The organism is Paenibacillus sinopodophylli (assembly GCF_005930355.1).
Taxonomy (GTDB): domain Bacteria; phylum Bacillota; class Bacilli; order Paenibacillales; family Paenibacillaceae; genus Pristimantibacillus; species Pristimantibacillus sinopodophylli.
On record NZ_VDBO01000022.1, the window covers coordinates 1 to 20,759 of the forward strand.

The following is a 20,759-nucleotide window of genomic DNA, read 5'->3' on the forward strand; positions in this document are numbered from 1 at the left end:
CACGTTTATCGTTAGCGGTTGGCTTGCGATTAACACGTCCCAGTAAAAAGGCTTTTTGATATTGCCTTAATGACTGACCTTGCCCCGAATAGATGGACACGAAGAAAACCTCTATAATAAAACATGGAGGGGTTCAAATGGGACAAGGGAAGAAATACGACAAAGCATTTAAAGAGCAGGTCGTCCTGCGTATTGTGGCTGAAGAATCAACGGTTTCAGAAACGGCGAAGGATTTGGGTGTACATTATACAACGGTTAGAGACTGGGTTAAGGTCTATAAACAAGACGGTGAGCATTCCTTTCCTGGCAGCGGTAATCTGAAAGCTGAGGATGAGGAAATGCGTAAGCTTCGCAAGCAACTCGCTGATTTAAAGGAAGAGAATGAAATCCTAAAAAAGGCGGCCTACTTTGCGAAAAATCTGAAATAAACACGTTCACATTTATTTATGAACACCGCTTCGAATTTCGGATTGCAAAGATGTGCCAGGCCCTTAACGTCTCTAGAAGCGGCTACTATGCATACATCAAACGTCCAGAGAGCAATCGAAGAGTTGAAAACAGAAAGCTGCTCGATACCATACGAGACATTCACATAAAAAGCCATAGGATCTACGGGTCACCGCAAATCACCAAGAATCTACCACCCGACCAAAAAGCTAGTCGAGGTAGGGTGGCTCGCCTCATGCAGGCTAACGGTATCCGATCGAAAGTGGTCAAGAAATACAAGGCAACAACGAACTCTAATCATAATCTGCCTGTAGCGGATAATCTTCTGAATCAAAACTTTGAAACAAGTAAACCGTGCGAGAAATGGCTTTCCAATATTACGTATATCCCTACCGATGAAGGCTGGCTCTACCTCGCTGGTGTGTTGGATCTGCATGGCCGTACTCTAGTAGGATGGGCAATGGACAGTCGTATGAAGACCGAACTAGTCTCTTCTGCGTTAAAACAAGCTATGGGCCGTACAGGTGCATCAAAAGGTCTCATCGTGCACTCCGATCGTGGCGTTCAATATGCCAGCAAGAAGTACCAACGCCTCTTAAAGAAGCACGAGTTCGTTTGCAGCATGAGTCGCAAGGGGAATTGTTATGACAACGCACCTATGGAATCCTTTTGGGGAAAACTCAAGATGGAATGGCTCAACGAACATCGCTTTAAGACAAGAATGCCAATCGATCAATATGACCCCAATCTACACCTAATTATCCGACCAGTAATTAACTTGTGCTCCATCTGTTGAGCGAACTTCAAGATCTTAACCATGACAAGGGAGCCGTACCTCGGTTCACATGATTCCCTTCAATGCGAATAATCCTATTCCATAATTCAACAGGCAAGCTCCTAATACCTTCCATCAAATCGACTTAACCATTTTTTGGTGAAAAAAAAGCGATTGAACACCAAAGACGACGACTTATCCGATGAATAAAACGTCGTCTTTTCATGATGGGTTCGTCTTGTTTGTAGCACAATATTTACTCTGCAGTTTTCATTATTCTCCTCAGATTAACGGCGGCGCCTTCCTTGCGGCATTGTAGTTTCGCTCCTCGTCTGTTTTGCTCATTCTACTAGCCCTCAATTTATCTGTCCAACTTACTGTAGCCGATCCAAAGCTACCTACAAGGTTATGAAAACGGAGTTCATCTATCAGATGGAGTTCCAGAACCTTAAACACCTGCTTTTGGAACTATACGACTATCTCAACTGGTTTAACAAGCATCGAATTCATGGCTCACTAGGGTACATGACGCCTGTTCAGTATCGCCAAACAGCCCTTAAAAAAGTAGTCTGATTTAATGTTGACAATCCAATATTCTAATTGTTTTGGATAGGAAAACTCCCGTTTAATTAGGAGCCCTAGGAGGTAACACTGTTTCTTTCTACACCATGGAGATAAATTGCTTTAAGTTGTAAATTTCAAATACACAGAGTAAATGAACAAAATAGTTATTCAAAAATTTTATTAAGCACCGTAAGCGTTTCTTCTCGCCCTTCGACCATTGGATAAATAATATATATATTTCCTAGTATATATTCAATCATTTTGGTGTCTGGAAACTTTTTTTTCGTTTTTTTCAATATTTCATTTCTTTCATTTTGCAAATCTTGTTCATTCACAAACTCGTAAACGGATAGGCTTTCCCACGACATTGGCAAGAAAAAAAATCTTCGATCTATTGCCAATTTACTTTTTATTAACTCACTTTGACCTGTTATTTTATATTGCAATTTAAAATTATCAAACCGATTATTTATATCATCAATTGTCATTTTGTTTGCTGCCTCCTTTTGATTTGTGCAACCTGAAAGAATGAGAAGAATACATAATAATTTAATAATCTTCAATGAACTCACCTCCATTAAATCTTAGAAACCCCAACAAAAACCTCCTTTACTTGGCATTAAGAAAAATAATAACTAAAAACAAACTAAAAAGATAGGTTTAATTATTGAATCGAATTCTAACTAGTTATCTCTTGTCACACATACTTACTTCAGATTATTCTCAAATTTGGCTGCACCCTTTTAATCAGCTAGTATTAGATACTTACATATTTCTTCATCTTCCGCTCTAAGGTTCACTGCCGGGAACTGATTAACCGCCGTATTGTTATACAACTTACGCAAACCTTAAACGTCGAATAGTACACACCTAGTTCTCAGAATGTTTCAGGAGCTGTTGGTTCTTTAGCAATATACGAAAAATTACCTGATCCCTAAATCCTTTGTAGATTTTTTTCGTCGTCCATATGAACCCCTCCGTGAGTAACTAAAGAGTTTTCTTCATGTCGATCAATTCGGGGCAAGATTAAGCATTATCCTCCTTAACCTGCCTTCTCATTTGAATTATTGATTATTTAGATTCCATATCTTCTAGGAAATCAGACAATTCATCAGCAATAAAAAAAACCACCCAACGGGTGGCTGCACTCAAAAAGAGTGTAAAAGTATAGATAGGAGTGAAGAGTCCCGTCCTGAACCTGTAGCTTTTAGAGTGATGTACTTTCATATCATGTCTACTGCCAGCCGATCCGCTAAGTTGCTATCAAACCCAATGTTTCTTCATGATAGGAATGCTACCTGTTGGCTTAACAAACATCGAGCAACTACGGATCTCAATCTGCTCTATAATGTGCTAAACAAAAGTTTCCCATTTAACGACGATTCACATACCACTAAGGAAACGAAATAATAGCAAAAAGAACAGCTGAATATAAGCTGTTCTTTTTGTTATTATTCTCTTCTAAATATTAGTCCCCCAAAAATTGTGTCAAGAGACACCCTCTCTTGATAGAATCTAAAATGTCGTTTACAGTAAAAGAATACCAACTAGCAAAGCTTTTTTTCATCAGAGATTTATTTGAATAAAAGACAGTGGAGCACTACCACTACCAATTCTATGTACGAGGTGGATGTAATGGAGTATTTTGATCCTATGATGGACGATGCATTAAAACGAAATGATTTAGAATCCGTAAAATCACTTCTTGAAAATAATTTTGATCTTACACCTATACCGGGTCATGGGACATATCTTGATCATGCATGGTGTTATCGAAGCGAGTATGACTTTGAAATAGTGAAACTTTTGATTAGCTACGGAGAGAGCCTTAATTATCCTGGCCATCCATCCATCTCAATGGCGGCCCATCGTGGAAAGATCGAGGAAATGCAATATGTTCTTGATCGAGGAGCAGATATAAACGCTGTGACTCATACGGGGGTGTCGGCTCTGTGGACCCCGTCATACAACAATCATAAGGAAGTAGTTCAGTTCTTGATAGGTGCAGGGATTGATTTGAAAACACATGGAGGAACTGCACTACAAATAGCTGCGTTTAATGGCCATTTAGATATAGTAAAAATATTAATCGATGCTGGTGCGGATATTAACTATCAAAATTTCGATGGTCACGCAGATATTTCAAATAGTCCTCTTCACCAAGCAGCCTATAACCAATACTCAGTAGTGCATTATTTACTGGAGATAGGTGCCGACACACGTCTTAAGAATCACTACGGAGAAAGAGCCGTTCATATTGCGAGGGGAAACAATAAAAAGATTGCGGAACTCATTTCAAAATATGAACCGGCAGATTTACATGATTATGATTTAAAAATTGAAGAGCTTAGGGGTATGAAACTTCCGAAAGGTATCATTCAAGATCTTGGAGATGAAAGACAGAGAGTAGAACTACCCGACTCTTCAAACATTGAATATCTTACCTACTGTTCAGTTTATGATGTGACGGAGGTAAACATTAATGGAATTCGTCTTATAAATCTGCTGGCGGAGACGGATGGATATGATTCTTATGGAATACTGGTGTGGGTTCCATCAAAGAAGGCGCTTGGCACATATGATGTTGAGCATGGGACACTTGCAATTTTGAATAAAGTAACTTGGAAAGCGTTTAGAAAGGCTCCAGGGAAGTACATAGATTTGATTTTAGACGGAGATTACGAACCTGTCGAAGATCTTAGTTAAAAGGTTTGTCAGCAGATATACCTAGTCCTTTCGTTGGCAGACTGAATCCTGAAGGCGATGCCTCGTAATGGTGAAACACGGTAAGTCTAGGCGTTAAGCTATCGGGACACTATTGAGTCTTTTTGTTTCTCAAACCTCGTTTTTCTTCATAATAGGAATGCTGCCCTTTCGTTTTATGATATCAACCATTTCTTTCTAGTTGATCTTTTTGCATCAGTTTCGAGGATTAGAGTGGCGGGGTCATACGTACCTACCGATGGAACTTGATCCCAAGTGCTATAATGTTCCTCCATACTTGTCGTGACCATAGCTGAGTCTGATTGGCATGTAGATCCCTTATGATGCTGTAGTGCGATGAAGAGTTCATAGAGGCTGCTGGCAAATCCAATTCAAGGAAGGGAGAAAATAAACCCTGTTATAGGACTAGACATATCTAAGAAGAAAACCACTGACAATTTTTCTTAAATCGAGGAAAACCATATCGCGGGATATCCTATTACGAACAGTCAGTGAAAAGACATTAAAAAATTCAATCAAGACTCTTTCTCTTCACAACGTGGGAGATCTGATAAACGCAATCCTTACCGTTCATATATACTTTTCACTAAATGGATCCATATACCGTATCTTTTTAGCAGAAGGGACAATTCAAAAGAAATAAAAAAAGCCACCTGGAAAGGTGGCTCGCGCTCAAGAAGAGTGCAAAAGTATAGATAGGAGTGGAGAGTCTTGTCCTGAACCTGTAGGTTTTAGAGTGATGTACTTTCATACCGTACCTAATGCCAAACATGTCCCCTTTTCAGCTTTCTAAACTACTATTGCTTCATAATAGGAGTGCTTTTATTTGTATGTTCCCCAGTTTCTTTATTTTTTATCAAACGGCTTAGCAATTCAAGGTTGTCCAATTTTTTAATAGAAGTTAAGTGAGTGATATTAACTTTAGAAAGATATGATCTTGATAATCGTCAAAAATCAAGAGATAATCATAAGGATTCTTTCAACTTTCGATATTACCAGGATAGGGTTACATTCTTCCAAAAATTCTCTTCCAAAAACAGCTTCAAACTTGTCGGGGCTTGACCTGTCAAGTCCTGAAATGCCGAGGATGTTTGAGTACTCTCCATCTTTGCTGATGTGGGATCGAAAGAAACTATCTCTTGAGGTACAGCTTCGGCCTTATCTAAGTATTCATACATTCCAACTAATTGTGTAGCATCTACCGGAACATAAGAAATCCTCTTTTTAGCAATTTCACTTAAAACCTGAGCGATATTATGACCGGATATTGCTTCTGGGCCAGTGATATTAAATATACGGTTGTCCGTGTTTGAGGAAACCAAGGCTGCCGCTGCAGCAATTGCACAATCCTTACGAGTCACATATGCGATTGTTCCTTCTCCAGTCGCTGCTACATACTTATCAGTTGCAAGGGTATGTGCTAGTGTTTGAATCAAATTTTCCGTGTACATACTATTTCGTAGAATAGTGTAGGATACGCCGCTCTCTCTGATAGCTTCCTCTGTAGCGTAGTGATCCGTAGCTGTCCAGTTAGCCATGCCTGGCATAGGATTCATACTTGAAGTATACACAATATGTTTTATACCCGCTTGGACAGCAGCCTGAATCGCATTCCTTTGCTGGTTTATTCGTGTTTCTAGTGCATCAGTACTTATTAAAAGAAGACGGTTCGCTCCAACAAAAGCACTCAGGAGTGATTCGGGTTGATTAAAGTCCGCTTGGCGTACAATAACACCACGTTCAGCAAATTTAGCAAGCTTTTCTGTATTACGTGTTGTTGCAATGATAGGACCATCATAATGATCAAGCAGGCACTGAAGCGCCAGTTGACCTAATTGACCACTTGCACTTGTAACCAATAACGTTTCTTTTTTTGTACTCATGTTTCAATCCTCCCGGTAATATAAATAATTTTGAAATTATTAATGTTAAATTGCTTTTTAATATTCTGAATGACAACTAACGACAACTTGTTGGTTGTCATTTATCATTTTTTTAATTCCCTCCCCAATAGTCTCTTTAATAATAATTGCTCAATTCCCTCCATTTCCGACCCCAAACTTAGTATCCTTTGAAGTAATTATTCGATTGATGAACACGAAATATTCTTTAGTAGCCTTGCCCATAAAAGAACACATCTTCATGTAATAAAATCTCTCAAAATGAATCTCTTCATAATTTCTCTTCATAATTTTGAAGAGACAACATTCAAAATTTAATTTGAAGAGCTGCCGGTAATTATCTTTAGATTAATATTCATGTTACCTAAATTCTTTAGAAAGCTGCAACAATTCAATCAAAATGAAAGCTCGCTCATTTTAGAATTAACAAAATGATGCATATTTATCCTCAGGTCACGATACGTGATTAATTTCTAAATGCCTTCTACAAAAACTTGACCTCGTATTTCTGAAATTCAAACAGTATCACAATTTCGCTCGGAATCTTTATGTGTGATGGTGTAATAAATTAACTACCATTTCTCAAGTATAGCGTTATGAAGGATTTCCAAGTATGCCTACTATCGCTTAGGCTTTTCATGATAAAGCACCCGAACGCTCTCCCTTATCCGATCCGCTTCATACTGGACGATTGGAGTTAAAATGGATTCAATTTTTGCACGTGCAGACCTAGCACTTTGACCGAATTTATCATTGAAACGTTGCTCTATGAATTCTGTTCCCATTAGAATCGTTAAAGTTTCCTCCACACTAAAGCTGATAGGTGGAAGAAAATAGTCTTCCATTATGGAATAACCCGTTCCGGGAACCCCTATAATAGGTACTCCAGATTCACTGAGCATTTGAATATCCCGATAAATAGTTCTTACACTAGTATCAAATAATGCCGCTAGTTCCTCTGCTTTAATTAGTTTATTTTGCTGCAACTCCAATACGATAGCAGACTGTCGCCCATGTTTTCTCATAAGTTCAAGCCTCCAATATTTTCTACTAGGAAATAACGTCTACAGTTTAAATTTGATCGTACCTTTAAAATACCCGAACAAGTTTACTTCGGTTGGTATAATTTAAAAATTAATCTCCTAAATCTCAATTTTTATTTGGATAGAAGTCTGATTAAACTTCACATTTTTCTATCACTATGCTTGTAAGATCTATTAATAAAAAGGGTACACGTGTCATGATCATCTATCTTACGATGCTTTGACAATCACAAACCATTTAACGAAATCGGTCGAGTGCCAAAGATGCTCTATACATTAGTTCGCAACATTTTGATTGAACCAAATTCAAGATTTGTGTTCTCCAGTAAGTCAATCAATGGAAATGGACTTCTAGTTGAATGGCAGTTTATTTATATTAGATCAACTACAGTTATTCAACTATACCAAACCAATCCTGACAACTGCGTGTCAGGATTGGTTTGGTTCTAATTTTAAAAAATTTCTCTTTATTCATAGCTCTAGAATGGAATCTTTGTTTGTTGTTTCAATTAAAGAAACTAACTTTAGATATTGAACGAAGTAATACTAAAAATATTTAAATTGACAATTCAATACTTTTATGCAGGCACTTGACAGTCATATGTTATATTGAAAAAGTTAAAATTTTAGTTTTGAGTCATTTGATTTTTCAAAAAAGGGGAGGACACACATCATAAAAAGAGCTTCTTTGGTTAATAGATTTCTAATAGATGTTATTTCATCAATGGCGTAGAGGTAGCCTGTTGTTTTTCATCTTAACTAAAGAACATCCATGAAACAAAAACGTCGGCGGAAAATTCCAGTTACATGATCGGATAACAACAAGAAAATTAATAACATTAGGTATTATTATTTATCAAGATAACTATTGTCATTCATCTTATAGAAGTTGCTTCATAATAAAAAATCAGTGGAGGAAACAACATGAGCAATGTACTTTTTGTAAAAGCTAACGACCGTAAAATTGAAAACTCGGTTAGCGTAAAACTATATCATGCATTTTTGGACAGCTACAAGGAAAGTCATCCGGAAGACAACATTATTGAACTCGATCTCTACAAAGAAGAACTCCCTTATATGAACGCTGATTTAATTGAAGGAAATTTCAAAGTTTTGCACGGTATAGAAGTCTCACCTAGCGAACAAGCTATGGTAGATCGGGCTGCAAAATATGCCGACCAATTCGTTTCAGCAGATAAAGTAGTATTTGGGTTTCCATTGTGGAATCAAACCATTCCAGCTGTGTTACACACCTATATCGACTATATTTATCAGGTAGGCAAAACCTTCAGATATACAAATACGGGGACAATTGGCCTAACACCCGACAAGAAGGTGGCTATCGTTAATGCACGAGGCGGCGTATATTCCGAAGGACCAAAAGCAGCACATGAGATGTCAGTAAACTTGGTTCGTACTGTTATGGGTATTTTCGGAATAACAAATATCGAGTATGCGATTGTTGATGGTCATCATCAATTGCGAGATCAATCAGAAAAATTAATAATCAATGGTATTGAGCATGCTAAACAAGTAGCTCTAAAATTCTAACTTTATAGCTAAAATTGCAAAGGTCAAAATCAGTCGCGAATTCCGCGGCTGATTTTTTTCATGATTCAATGCAAACCGCTTGTTCATTTAGTCTAGGTTCTTCGCTTTTTACTGGTTTTACGCCTAAGCAATAACAACTTTCTTAATACCAAGTAATACCGATGCAAGTAAGCCATTATACGATTATTTCAATCTTCTACGGCTACAGTACAGTGACATGAACGATAGCTCATGAACTCATCTACGCCCGCTCAGCAATGTTTTTCGATTAACCACGGTCGGATTAATCGCCTTGCTCCAACCAACGGGTAAAACCTAAATGTGCAATGTTAACGTTCGATAAACAATCATACGACTCAGTAAGATTTACTTCTATTCCCTCACACTTCTCTAAAAAATGACTTATCTAAAAAGCCCCTAACCCTTTATAACAAACACGATAAAATGAACGGTGGTCACGACCATTATGATTAGATTTTCGATGATTAACCAAGTAAGGAAATAGACATTCTCAAAATCTACTCATCTTATCGAAAAAGACAACTCAAGGATCCTTTCCCTTACTCGTTGCCGGGAATGCATCTAGCATAGCACCGATCCATTTAATCCTTTTCAGCCCTACTTATGTCACACTCGTTTAAAAAATATAATACAGGTAAACCACAAACGAGATATCAATACCAAGTTAAAATAAATTAGATGTTCATTGAAAAAACAAATTTACTGATTCAGCAGTCTAATTCTATTTTTCTTCTTCCTCTTTTTTATGAATGAACTGAAGTTTCCCGGTATTTCTAAATTTCACGTTTTTCACTAAAGAGTTACTGACACCATGTTGTCAGCATTGCTGTAGTATAGTCAAATGGATAGCACTAACCCATGATACGGTGGGGATACATTGGAAACAATAAATGGACAGTGTGTTCTGTTTCAAACCGATAAAACAGGAAAATCATCTGCCTGTATGTATTGAAAAGCTTAGTGAGGAGCAACTAGCAATGAAAAATTCAAGCAAAAACTTTATATTTACGACCCCGCTTATCGAGGGAGTCATTCAAAAAAAGAAAAACCGATTTATTATGATTGTCGAAATCGACGGGATTTTGCATGATTGCCATTGTCCAACTACAGGTAACATCGGAAATATTGTATTTCGGAATATTCCCTGCTTGGTTTCCACAAGCAATGATCCGAAACGAAAAACCAAGTTCACCATTGAAGCAATATCTGTCGATTTGCCACGTGAAACATCTAAAGCATGGATTGGAATCAATCAAAATGCAGCCAACAGGTATGTGGAACATTTCTTAACCAATGGACAGCTTCAAAGGATGGTTGGCAATTTCCAATCATTGGTTAGAGAAACCACGATTGGAAATTCAAAGCTGGATTTCCGTGTCGATAATACCTATATCGAGGTCAAAACTCCCCTCACACAATTACAGGTTGAAATCAAGGATCATATTGAAGTAAAAAAGAACAGTGAATTCAATTCCTTTGAACGTTTTATCAAACACATTGGAGAACTTGGGAGCAGCTTGTCAGACAATGATCGAGCTATAATGATTGTCTGTCTTATCTATGAAAATCCCGGTTTCAAGGTCGGTATGGCTAATAAACAAAGCAATCAGATTATGCATCTCATACAGGATTCCATCAAAAACGGATTTGAGATCTGGCAAGTAAACTTTAAGATTACGCCTACCGAAGTCAGCTTGTCTGAGTACACTAATATTACCACTCAATTTACAACCGGTGAAATTATTGCAAAATCAACTTGATCGTTTAAATTCATGCATATGCCCACAGGCTAAATAGGGAGGTCCTGACATTGAAAAAAAATGGGCGACAACTGGCAATTGTACTGGAACTGCAAAGTAAAAAACAACTTACAGCCCAAGAACTTAGCGTCCTATTTGAGACTAGTGTAAGGACCATTTACCGGGATATCGATATGCTATGTGAAGCCGGTGTACCTATTGTAGGTTTACCCGGAACCGGTTATTCGTTGATGGAAGGCTATTTTCTTCCTCCGATAAGTTTCACAACGGAGGAAGCTTTAGCTCTGCTGTTTGGGTCCGAATTTATTGAGCAGCGATTTGACAATCATTTCAGCCGCGGGGCCCGTTCACTGCGAACCAAAATCGAGGCTGTCTTACCGTTGGCCATCCGAAAGGAAGCTGACAAAACCCGCGAAAGCATGCATCTCTTACAAAAAAAAACGTCAGAAACCGATACTGTAGAAAAATCAAACCTGGAGCAGCTACGCAGCGCAATTTTAAATAGTAAAAAAATCCAATTTAAGCACCATAAACGTTACAAAAATGAATCCGAAACTCGTGAAACGGCTAGAACTGCCGCACCCTTAGGTTTAGTACATGTAGAGGGTGCTTGGATTTTAATCGCCCATTGTGACTTGAGAAACAACATTCGTCATTTTAAAATTTCTAGAATGAGTGAGATCACCTTATTGGATAAACAATATGAAGTACCTACGGATTTCAATCTTCGTGATTATCAGCCAAAAGATGACCGGCACATCGTCATACAAGCCCGTTTCAACAAAGATGTCATGGTAAAAGTGAAGGAGTCCGAATTGTATTATATGGAATCCGCATTTCTACAAGATGAAGGATATTATGTGACATTTCGCGTACATGAAGCTGAAGAATTGCTTCAATGGATCCTCAGCTGGGGATCTGAAGTTGTTATTATGGAGCCGGGATCATTCAGAGAACGTGTAAAAAAAGAAATTGAAAACATGTTAAAACGATACTGACACGCTGTTGTCAGTTAGTCTGGAGTATAGTAAAACTACTGAAAGAAACATAATAAATTCTGTTTCAGTACTAAGGTGGATCGCAACTGAGATCTAGATATTTCAATTCATAGGAGGCATACAAAATGAGTACAAAAAAAGAAACATTGTTAGTAACAGGAGCAAGTGGAAATCTAGGGGGCTTAGTTCTAGAGTGGCTGTTGCAAAACTATGAGGGCAGCGTCATTGCGACTACACGCCATCCAGAGAAGCTGTCTGATTTAGCGGATCGTGGAGTTATTGTTCGTAAAGCCGATTTTAATCAACCGGAGTCCCTGGAGAAGGCTTTCACGGGAGCTAGTCGCATGCTTCTCATCAGTACAGATACCATTGACGTTCCCGATATCAGACTGGCGCAACAGACCCATGCAGTACAAGCCGCCGCTAAAGCTGGAGTTAAGCATATTGTCTACACTTCCTTCTTCAATCCAGAACCTGGAACTGCCAACATTACGGCTGCCGATCACCTCGCTACAGAGCAAGCTATCAAGGATAGCGGACTAACATACACTATCCTTCGCAATAATCTTTATGGCGAAAATCTTGCACAAGCGGTAGTGCCAGCTGCCGAAAGAGGCCAATATGCGTCCGCTATTGGCGAAGGTAAAATTTCATACGTCACTCGCCAAGATTGCGCCCTAGCCGCAGCCTCCGCTTTGGCTTCATCGAACACTGAAAATCGACTTTTGAAAATAACTGGTCCAGAGTCCCTTTCTGGACAAGATATAGCTAAATTGTTAAGCGAGGTAGCAGGAAAACCGGTTGTGTACGTTCCCCTAAACAATGCTCAATTAGTGGGGATGTACGAATCTTTCAACATGCCTAAGCCTATTGCGGAAGCTCTCGCTTCCTTTGATGCAGCATCTGCCAAAGGTGAGTATGAAGAGATATCCGAAGACTTTCATATGCTTACTGGCAAAGCTCCAACGAGTATGAAACAATTTTTATATTCGTTTATGACTAGCTCGTAAGTTGTCCTATTTGAAAAAAAAGGACGAAGGTGTGGAAAAACCACCTTCGTCTTTTTAAATTATTTTATGGATTAAGCACTACTTTGTCGTAATAAGCAGTTCACTTTTAATCTCATTCCCGCTTAGATCAAATTTCAATAAAGGTGCTAGATCCTCCAGCTTAAGATACGTATAATCTCCAATACGATATCCAGTGATCCCCACTCCTCTCCCTTCTACTTCAAATGTCGTCTGAACCTTCAACGCTTTCTGGAAAAATGATTTTGTATTACTACTTTCATCTTCATAAAGCGGGGTGTAACTAATCCCTCTATTCAAGACAATTATCCTTTCTACAGGGTTCCAATTAATTTCAAATTGTTTATCTGTGCCATCTAGTACGGTTGCCAGGTCACGGAGCTTAAAAACATGTTGATTATCCATATTATAGCCTTCCAACTCTACTTCTTGACCATCGACCTTTACTCTTAAAGTGGTTTCTTCGAACTCTTTACTTTCTTTTTTCCCATTATGAAGAACTACTTTTTTCACGGGATAATTTCTGCCTGTTCCCTGAAATGTAATGTTCTCATCTATCGTAATTATCGGATCAGTATCCACTACTAATGCGGGTGCTTTTCGATAGTGAGTGGCTTGTTCATAGGCATAGGCGATTTCAATCAATGTTTTTTCGCTCCACGCTTTCCCGAAAAAGGCCAATCCAAACGAAGCGCCTTTTTCATAGTAACCTGCTGGTACTGTAATAATCGGTAAACCACTAATATTAATTTCTGGAACTGTCGTAGCTTTTATCTGCTCATTACTATTGAGTTTAGGCGTTTCCGTCAGAGCTTGTGGATAGACAAAACCATCCAGCTGATATTTATCCATAACTTGGATAATCAGATCGCGAAATTGATTCCGCTGGTTATTAAATACAGTTAAGTTCGGCTTAACTCCCGCAGTAGCTAATGCCTGATTTACATCAGGGAAGCTACGTGGAATCCACATGCTAAGTGGTCCACCAGTTGCCCAGGGAAAAGCTCCTACTTTTTCAAACAATCTTTTGGATGTTAACTCGTTTTCCCCCTCAACATGTAAAGCCTGTACATATTTTTGCTGGTCATAGAAAAACGGTTCAATTCCTGAACTTGGTACATTGGCTATCATCTGAGAAAAGCCCGTTCCCTGAAATGGATCTTCTACCACTTCCGCTCCTTCTTTTTTTAATTCTTCAATAGCGCGGTTGTAGAGCGATTGAGTTTCCTCACTCATAGAAAGATTAGTTCGCCAGCTAGGCCCTAAAAGACCAAAACGCTTTCCTATTAGTGTCGATTGATTAAGATTGCTCGCATAGCTTGTAGTAACTTTCACCTGGTCCAGCTTAGTTGTAGGATCATCTTTCGAATATCCTGCAATGACATCCAGAAGGAGAGCTACATCTTTTACGGTCCTCGCATGCGGTCCAGCTGTATCCAACGTACTGCTTGCAACTGGTTCAATACCTTTAGACGGAATCAGTCCATAGGTTGGCTTGATACCCACAATGTTTTGCGCAGCTGAAGGATTTTGAAGTGATCCTGACGTTTCTTCAGCGATGCCAAGAACCGCGAAATTCGCTGAAACAGCTGTAGCAGTGCCACTGCTACTCCCACCCGGGGCTATGCTTCGATCTATCGCATTATAGGTAGGTCCTGCCCAACTTGTATTGGCATTCGTTCCTGAGCCACTGAAGGCGGGAATGTTTGTCTTACCTATAATTATAGCACCTGATTCTTTAAGCCTTTTGACTAAGAGAGCATCTTCTCTTGGCATGAGTTCAAGTCCGCCAACTTCCTTGCTAAACTTAGCCCATCCAAACGTGGAAGGATAGCCCGCGACATCCACACTCTCTTTGATAACAACCGGAATACCTGCGAGAGGTCCCAATTTTACACCTGATTTGCGAAGACGATCGACTTCCTTGGCTTCTTTCAACGCATCACTATTAATAAAAGTAAAAGCATTATATGATGCCTCGTAGGTGTTAATGCGATCCAGATAAGCTTGTACGACTTCCTCAGTTGTAAAGCTTCCTTGGACGTATCCTTCTAGTAATTGATCTGTCGTAACTTCTTCAAAACGAAATTTTTCTTGTGCAACTACTGGATGGGATGAAACAGAAACTGTACTTACAGTAACAGCAACCAGTGCTGTCAGGATTGACCTTCTGAAATAGGATTTTATCATCATACTGTTATAATTCCCCCTTATTATGTTTCAATATAGACTAAAAAACCAAACTTATGACATGTATTATCACATTAAATTCACCTCTTTTAATGATTCTAGTTTTTTAACATGTCTCGACATGATTATACTAAAGAGATACTGACAACTGTGTGGCAGTTTTACATTGTTCCGTGAATTTAATGTTATATAAAATGACATGTTGTTGAGTCGATAGAATCGTGGTAACTTGCCAGTACTAACGAGGTTTTTTTATGTTATATCTTCGATTATTTGAAGAATGCCTTGCTTATTTATGTTCATAAGCAAGGCATTCTTCGTCATTTATTCATCAACAGTACAGTATCATTTTAGGATTACTTGTTAATTCACTATGATATTCCCCATTCTTCTGGAATTTGCGAGGAATGCTCCCCTTTAAGCGGAGGCCTTAGATAAATCTCGAATTCATAATTTGATAGCTTAACGGGATAACCGACTGCTGTTGTTTCAGCACCATTTGGCAGCTCAAGCTGATGGAGCAGACCTAATTGCCCTACGATATCATCCTTTAAAATATCTGCATAATCATTAATTGGGGCACATGGGACACCTCTTCGGTCAAATTCAGCAATCCATTCCGCCAAGGTCTGACGGCTGAACCTCTCCTGCAGCAAAGCTGCAAGTTCCTTCTGATGTCTCGCTCGAGCGGTTTGGGTTACGAAGCGTTCATCGCTGGCCAGCTCTGTGAGCGATGTTGCTTCACATACCTCACGCCACAGCTTGTCATTGCCTGCTGCAATAACGAAGGGCTTGTCGCTTCCGTGAAAGCTTTGGTAAGGAGCATTGCGTGGATGAGCGCTGCCTAGGCGTTTCGGAGCAACGTTATTCCCAAAATATTCACTCGTTTGCAGAGCTGATATGCCGAGCACTCCCCCCAGCATTGAGCAATCCAAATAGCTCCCCTGGCCAGTTGCTGCTGCTTGGAGCAAAGCTGCTGACACTGTGAAAGCCCCGTAAAGTCCCGCAGTAAAATCTGCAACAGGTACGCCGCATTTGACCGGATCGCCATCCTCCTCTCCCGTTACACTCATCATGCCGCTAATCGCCTGCACGGTGACATCGAAGGCTCCCTTTTGCGAATATGGGCCTGTCTGCCCATATCCCGAAATAGAGCAATATACCAACCTTGGGTTTAGTGCCGATAATGAGCCGTAATCTAGTCCGAATTTACCAAGCACACCAGGACGGAAATTTTCAAGAATCACATCCGCTTTGGCACATAAGCGCTTCAAACTCTCCAACTGATCAGGTGTTTTGAAGTCGATAACTATGCTTCGTTTGTTGCGATTGAGTGAACTAAAGTTTGAGCTAAATGGCTCTTCCCCCTCATGATCGAGGAAAGGCGGCCAATTCCTCATCCCATCACCGACATCAGGCCGTTCAACCTTCACCACATCAGCACCTAGATCAGCAAACAACATGCCCGCAAACGGTCCTGCTGCCATCTGTCCGAACTCCAGTACCTTGATGCCCGCCAGCGGGCCTTTTCCCTTTTGTTCCATCCTAGTTATAACCCCTCTCAGCTGTATAACGGAATATCATTGTCATGCCTCGTTATAACGTCTCTCATTTGTCCCGTCTCTGGATCATGAATATTTCTTACCTGCTTGCCGATATCCGTTCCGTAAATATGTACAGTAATCGCAACCTCATCAAAAGGATTGGATACACCGTGAATATCGTAGTCAGGCGGATATACAAAAGAGATATCTCCCTTACGCGCTGTTACCTCCGACAACTCTCGAACCTCAAACCGAGGCTCCGCGCCTTTTCCATGATCGATCCGACGGTATCTCTTCTCTTGAACCGCTCCTTCATATAGCCCTACTAAGCCCCATACTAAATGATCATGAACTGGAGCGGTTTGCTTTGGACCCCATATAAAGGCGATAACAGAGAATGCTTCATTATCCGGCTTGTATAAGAGATACTGCGCATATTTATGTGGATGTGGCTTCCTGTACGCCTCAGGTATTAAGTCAGGCTGCTTCAGCAATTTCTCAAGTAGCGGCCTAGCTGCATCAATAATAGTCCGATGGTCGCTGGATACTGCCAAAATATCATCAATCTCACTATTCAATTGTCTTAACGTATATCCGTCACTCATTCCCTTAAACCTCCTGATCCGCTGCATCGGAATCCTGTTTGCCCCATAAAGAAATCACAAATTGCGGATAAATTTTGTACAATAGCTTTTTCACACTTGATCGTAAAATGTGCAGTTCTTCATCAGATGGCTCTGTCATTTGCTTTAATTTCTGCTGCGTCTCCAGCCTAAAGCCCGTGTGTTCCTTCACAGAGTCAACACTTATTCCTGGCGACACTTGTGCCAGTTGAAGCCGACCAGATTCACCTGTCGGCTCAAGTACAGCAATAGGTGTAAACACCCCTTCCAGCTCTCCTATACGATAAACATTTGCTTCGGATCTGGATGTACTACTAATAAAATCAAGCTTTTCCGTAAAGCCTTTGCGGGTATGATCCGTCTTAAACAGAAACAAGCGCCTGCAGACAAAAGACACTACCGCCGAACCTGCACCACCTGGCATCCGGACCTTTGGGAGGTTATAGTCGCCAATAACATGAAGATTCAGGCTGCCATAGGCATCGATTTGAGCGCCGCTTAAGAAAAAAACGTCCACTCCTCCACGCTGCAAAAAATCAAAAAACTCTTTAGTACCTTCAAACGGCCAATCGGCCTGCCCGATGATATATATACAGGCGCGAGGCGCATGACTTTCACGTGCAAGCAAAGCAGCTGCTGCTGGAATAGGAGAATTATTGCCTACAGCCACAGTTTCTCCGTCCCGGATACGACGAGCAAGTGTACAAATAAGTAATTCATCTGCGCTGAACGGCATATGAATCCTCTCCTCCCTCGAACACATACGACTGAAGATACGCTTGATATTCATCTTGCCTCACTGCCGAACAGTATTGTCGCATATGCTCATCATCAATGGCATAGTAACCAGAGCAGCCAGTCGGCAAGGCGCCGTTCGGAGCATGTACAATCGATGTCACGTAAGCGGATGGGATAAACGAGCCTTTGTCACGTCTTAATGCTTGGGGAGCTACAATTTCCTCCACAGAGACGATGACCTGCTTCGAAGCTTGTGCCAGAAGCCGATTGTTATGGGCGCTAGAGGTGATAATGTTGCCGTTCCAATCCGCTTGATAGGCATGGAAAATAGCCGTATCAGGCACAATAGCCGGTACAATTGCAATGTTCTCTTTAACATCATAGGGATTGGCTATAACATGAAAGTCATCCCTTATACGCATATAATCCGTACCGATCATGCCCCTGACCGGCATAAACGGAACCCCGCTTGCTCCTGCCTGAAGTCCTGCCGCGATAGTCGGACAGGCGTGCTCGATCGTCTGGATTTCGGCTTGCTCCAACCGTTTTCTGAATTGTGGAGCAAAGCCGTACTCGCCAAGCGATATTTGTGAAAATTCAATGGTCTTTACCACGTCTGTGCCGATGAGCAACTCAGCGTTAAATGCTGCTGCGCCTGCAAAGATCACATGGAGCTCTTTCCTCCCTTCGCGAATAAGCTCCCTGATGATTGCCATCGGAGACATATCCATGTGACCAGATATGCCAAGCTTCTCACCATCTCTAATGAGCTTTGCTGCTTCCTTTAGCGAAATAAAAGTCATTACTGATTTCGCATCCTTCCTTAAGCTGGATAATGGCAAGCTGCCAAATGTCCTGGCCCGATTCGCTGCAAAGCTGGCTCAATCTTCTTGCAAAGATCGGTCGCCGCTGTGCATCGCGTATGAAATCGGCAGCCCGTAGGTGGATTAGCCGGAGAAGGCATCTCTCCTTGCAGCGGCAAAAACGTTTTTCGACGTGTAGGATCAGGCAATGGAATTGCAGCTAACAATGCTTTAGTGTAATGGTGAGCTGGATGTGCGAATAATTCATCTGTAGTTGCAATCTCGACCAGCTTTCCTAGATACATCACGCCGATTCGGTCCGAAATATGTCTGACGATATTGAGCCCGTGCGCGATAAACAGATACGATAGATCAAGCTGACCCTGAAGCTCCTGCATCAAATTGACAATTTGCGATTGTACCGACACATCCAGCGCAGATACGGCTTCATCTGCAACGATAAACTTCGGCTTCAGTGCGATTGCCCTCGCAATGCTGATGCGCTGACGTTGACCACCGGAGAACTCATGCGGCAATCGGTCATAGGCAGCTGGATTGAGACCGACAAGCTCCATTACCTCCACTACCTTTTGCCGCTTTGCTTGACCTTTCAGCGATTCATGTACCCATAAGGGCTCACCAATAATATCCCCAACCTTCCAACGCGGATTAATCGAACCGTAAGGATCTTGAAAGACAAACTGAATGTCACGCCTAGAACTTTTCCATTCCCCCGCCGGTGCTCTCAGAACATCTTTGCCTTCGAACAGCACTTGACCGCTGGTTGCTTGCTCCAGCTGTAGCAGCACACGTCCAAGTGTGGATTTACCACAGCCGGATTCGCCTACAAGTCCGAATGTTTCCCCTTTTCCAATCTGAAAAGAAACATCGTCAACGGCATGTATGAGCTTTTTGTTTTGTTTAAACAAGCCCTGCTCAATTGAAAAATATTTCTTTATAGCTCTGACCTCAAGAAGTGGCAGTCGCTGCTTCTGTTCGTGTTCAAAGCTCGCAGCTATGGCCCGATCCGCTGCGATTATTCGTTTGGGTTCCACTTGCTGCTGGGGCTCATGCAGCAGCTTCTCGATATTCCAGCAGGCAGCTTCACGTCCACTCTGACTTACAAGCTCAGGCTCCTCAGACCGACAGCGATCCGTCGCATAGGCACAGCGAGGATGAAAACGACAGCCTGTTGGGAGCTCCGACAAGCTCGGAATTGAACCGTTAATCGTAAAAAGCTTCTCCGTGCGGTCACTGTCCATCGTTACGACCGATTGTAATAATCCGCTTGTGTAAGGATGAAACGGCTGCTCGAATAGTTCATGAACAGCCGCTTGTTCTATTACCTTACCCGCATACATAACGACAATTCGGTCTGCGATCTCAGCTGCGATGCCAAGATCATGTGTAATAAACAGAATCGACATGTTGAACTCATCTCTGATTTCCTTAAGCAGGTTAAGAATTTGTGCTTGAATCGTAACATCGAGTGCGGTTGTTGGCTCATCTGCAATAAGCAACTCAGGCTCACAAGCGAGTGCGATCGCAATCATTGCCCGCTGTCGCATACCGCCAGATAGCTCATACGGGTATTGCTTCATCCGTACCTCAGGCTCGGGTATTCCTACTCTTTGCAGTAACGTAATTGCTTGTTCGCGCGCAGCGGGTTTAGTCAGATTGGTATGCCTGATGAGCACCTCAACAATCTGATCACCAATGGTAAATACCGGATCAAGCGCTGACATCGGCTCTTGAAATATCATTGCTATCTTTTTGCCACGAAGCACACTTATCTCTTGTTTGGTCAAAGTAACCAAGCTTACTCCACTAAGCTCAATATCACCATGTGTAATTTTACCGCTGTTGAAATCAATAAGCCTCATGATCGATAATGAGGTTATCGTCTTTCCACTTCCTGACTCACCAATCATACATACGATTTCACCGCTATTTATGCGCAAATTAACTTTATCGATGACATTGATGGCATTTCCATGCTTATAGAAATCAACCGATAATTCTTTTACTTCCAGCAAGGGCTTCATTTAT

17 protein-coding genes are annotated in these 20,759 nt (G+C 40.9%); 8 read left to right on the plus strand and 9 right to left on the minus strand.

Going from position 1 to position 20,759, the window contains the following annotated elements:
- Nucleotides 1-137: 137 nt before the first annotated feature.
- From FGT79_RS29335 to FGT79_RS32690, 3 genes are all read left to right on the plus strand, one after another.
- Nucleotides 138-428 carry a transposase gene (locus FGT79_RS29335; protein WP_171056508.1) on the plus strand — a complete coding sequence of 97 codons (291 nt, stop codon included), beginning with the start codon at nucleotides 138-140 and terminating at the stop codon, nucleotides 426-428.
- 14 nt (nucleotides 429-442) lie between these two features.
- Complete coding sequence (locus tag FGT79_RS29340) at nucleotides 443-1,243, plus strand: IS3 family transposase (protein WP_246096685.1); 801 nt, start codon at nucleotides 443-445, stop codon at nucleotides 1,241-1,243.
- Nucleotides 1,244-1,585: 342 nt separating this feature from the next.
- A complete protein-coding gene (locus FGT79_RS32690; protein WP_425465053.1) occupies nucleotides 1,586-1,795 on the plus strand; it encodes an IS3 family transposase in 210 nt (69 codons plus the stop codon).
- Nucleotides 1,796-1,950: 155 nt separating this feature from the next.
- On the opposite strand, the gene FGT79_RS29350 is transcribed toward FGT79_RS32690, so the two are convergent.
- Nucleotides 1,951-2,349, minus strand: coding sequence for a hypothetical protein (locus FGT79_RS29350; protein ID WP_138756371.1), 399 nt, complete (start codon nucleotides 2,347-2,349; stop codon nucleotides 1,951-1,953).
- A gap of 1,072 nt (nucleotides 2,350-3,421) precedes the next feature.
- Between FGT79_RS29350 and FGT79_RS29355 the strand changes: the two genes are divergently transcribed.
- Complete coding sequence (locus FGT79_RS29355) at nucleotides 3,422-4,492, plus strand: ankyrin repeat domain-containing protein (RefSeq protein ID WP_171056510.1); 1,071 nt, start codon at nucleotides 3,422-3,424, stop codon at nucleotides 4,490-4,492.
- A 1,010-nt stretch (nucleotides 4,493-5,502) separates the two neighbouring features.
- On the opposite strand, the gene FGT79_RS29360 is transcribed toward FGT79_RS29355, so the two are convergent.
- The gene (locus tag FGT79_RS29360; protein WP_138756373.1) at nucleotides 5,503-6,393 is read right to left on the minus strand and encodes an SDR family oxidoreductase; all 891 of its coding nucleotides are present in this window, start codon (nucleotides 6,391-6,393) and stop codon (nucleotides 5,503-5,505) included.
- Between the two features lie 638 nt (nucleotides 6,394-7,031).
- On the minus strand, nucleotides 7,032-7,436 hold the full coding sequence (locus FGT79_RS29365; protein ID WP_138756374.1) for a helix-turn-helix transcriptional regulator: 405 nt from the start codon (nucleotides 7,434-7,436) through the stop codon (nucleotides 7,032-7,034).
- Between the two features lie 942 nt (nucleotides 7,437-8,378).
- Between FGT79_RS29365 and FGT79_RS29370 the strand changes: the two genes are divergently transcribed.
- From FGT79_RS29370 to FGT79_RS29385, 4 genes are all read left to right on the plus strand, one after another.
- A complete protein-coding gene (locus tag FGT79_RS29370; protein WP_138756375.1) occupies nucleotides 8,379-9,005 on the plus strand; it encodes an FMN-dependent NADH-azoreductase in 627 nt (208 codons plus the stop codon).
- Between the two features lie 998 nt (nucleotides 9,006-10,003).
- A complete protein-coding gene (locus FGT79_RS29375) occupies nucleotides 10,004-10,786 on the plus strand; it encodes a DNA/RNA nuclease SfsA (RefSeq protein ID WP_138756376.1) in 783 nt (260 codons plus the stop codon).
- A 50-nt stretch (nucleotides 10,787-10,836) separates the two neighbouring features.
- Nucleotides 10,837-11,784, plus strand: a complete 948-nt coding sequence (locus FGT79_RS29380) for a helix-turn-helix transcriptional regulator (RefSeq protein ID WP_138756377.1) — start codon at nucleotides 10,837-10,839, stop codon at nucleotides 11,782-11,784.
- A 125-nt stretch (nucleotides 11,785-11,909) separates the two neighbouring features.
- A complete protein-coding gene (locus tag FGT79_RS29385) occupies nucleotides 11,910-12,794 on the plus strand; it encodes an SDR family oxidoreductase (protein ID WP_138756378.1) in 885 nt (294 codons plus the stop codon).
- A gap of 78 nt (nucleotides 12,795-12,872) precedes the next feature.
- Here FGT79_RS29385 and FGT79_RS29390 read toward each other — a convergent pair whose 3' ends face one another.
- The 6 genes from FGT79_RS29390 to FGT79_RS29415 all read right to left on the minus strand — a co-directional run bounded on the left by FGT79_RS29390 (nucleotide 12,873) and on the right by FGT79_RS29415 (nucleotide 20,755).
- On the minus strand, nucleotides 12,873-15,005 hold the full coding sequence (locus FGT79_RS29390; protein WP_138756379.1) for an amidase: 2,133 nt from the start codon (nucleotides 15,003-15,005) through the stop codon (nucleotides 12,873-12,875).
- A gap of 368 nt (nucleotides 15,006-15,373) precedes the next feature.
- On the minus strand, nucleotides 15,374-16,546 hold the full coding sequence (locus tag FGT79_RS29395; protein ID WP_138756380.1) for a CaiB/BaiF CoA transferase family protein: 1,173 nt from the start codon (nucleotides 16,544-16,546) through the stop codon (nucleotides 15,374-15,376).
- A gap of 17 nt (nucleotides 16,547-16,563) precedes the next feature.
- A complete protein-coding gene (locus FGT79_RS29400; protein WP_138756381.1) occupies nucleotides 16,564-17,151 on the minus strand; it encodes a cysteine dioxygenase family protein in 588 nt (195 codons plus the stop codon).
- 4 nt (nucleotides 17,152-17,155) lie between these two features.
- The gene (locus tag FGT79_RS29405) at nucleotides 17,156-17,905 is read right to left on the minus strand and encodes a CoA-transferase (protein ID WP_171056511.1); all 750 of its coding nucleotides are present in this window, start codon (nucleotides 17,903-17,905) and stop codon (nucleotides 17,156-17,158) included.
- Nucleotides 17,886-18,710: a CoA transferase subunit A gene (locus tag FGT79_RS29410; RefSeq protein ID WP_138756383.1), complete on the minus strand. Its 825-nt coding sequence runs from the start codon at nucleotides 18,708-18,710 to the stop codon at nucleotides 17,886-17,888. The genes FGT79_RS29405 and FGT79_RS29410 overlap by 20 nt, the downstream gene beginning before the upstream one ends.
- Before the next feature lie 20 nt (nucleotides 18,711-18,730).
- Complete coding sequence (locus FGT79_RS29415) at nucleotides 18,731-20,755, minus strand: ABC transporter ATP-binding protein (protein ID WP_138756384.1); 2,025 nt, start codon at nucleotides 20,753-20,755, stop codon at nucleotides 18,731-18,733.
- Nucleotides 20,756-20,759: the final 4 nt, after the last annotated feature.

Coding starts and splice junctions, on each gene's coding strand:
- FGT79_RS29375 (WP_138756376.1), top strand. CDS start 10,004: ATGAAAAATTCAAGCAAAAACTTTATATTTACGACCCCGCTTATCGAG.
- FGT79_RS29365 (WP_138756374.1), bottom strand. CDS start 7,436: ATGAGAAAACATGGGCGACAGTCTGCTATCGTATTGGAGTTGCAGCAA.
- FGT79_RS29400 (WP_138756381.1), bottom strand. CDS start 17,151: ATGAGTGACGGATATACGTTAAGACAATTGAATAGTGAGATTGATGAT.
- FGT79_RS29405 (WP_171056511.1), bottom strand. CDS start 17,905: ATGCCGTTCAGCGCAGATGAATTACTTATTTGTACACTTGCTCGTCGT.
- FGT79_RS29415 (WP_138756384.1), bottom strand. CDS start 20,755: ATGAAGCCCTTGCTGGAAGTAAAAGAATTATCGGTTGATTTCTATAAG.
- FGT79_RS29395 (WP_138756380.1), bottom strand. CDS start 16,546: ATGGAACAAAAGGGAAAAGGCCCGCTGGCGGGCATCAAGGTACTGGAG.
- FGT79_RS29355 (WP_171056510.1), top strand. CDS start 3,422: ATGGAGTATTTTGATCCTATGATGGACGATGCATTAAAACGAAATGAT.
- FGT79_RS29370 (WP_138756375.1), top strand. CDS start 8,379: ATGAGCAATGTACTTTTTGTAAAAGCTAACGACCGTAAAATTGAAAAC.
- FGT79_RS29410 (WP_138756383.1), bottom strand. CDS start 18,710: ATGACTTTTATTTCGCTAAAGGAAGCAGCAAAGCTCATTAGAGATGGT.
- FGT79_RS29360 (WP_138756373.1), bottom strand. CDS start 6,393: ATGAGTACAAAAAAAGAAACGTTATTGGTTACAAGTGCAAGTGGTCAA.
- FGT79_RS29335 (WP_171056508.1), top strand. CDS start 138: ATGGGACAAGGGAAGAAATACGACAAAGCATTTAAAGAGCAGGTCGTC.
- FGT79_RS29385 (WP_138756378.1), top strand. CDS start 11,910: ATGAGTACAAAAAAAGAAACATTGTTAGTAACAGGAGCAAGTGGAAAT.
- FGT79_RS29390 (WP_138756379.1), bottom strand. CDS start 15,005: ATGATGATAAAATCCTATTTCAGAAGGTCAATCCTGACAGCACTGGTT.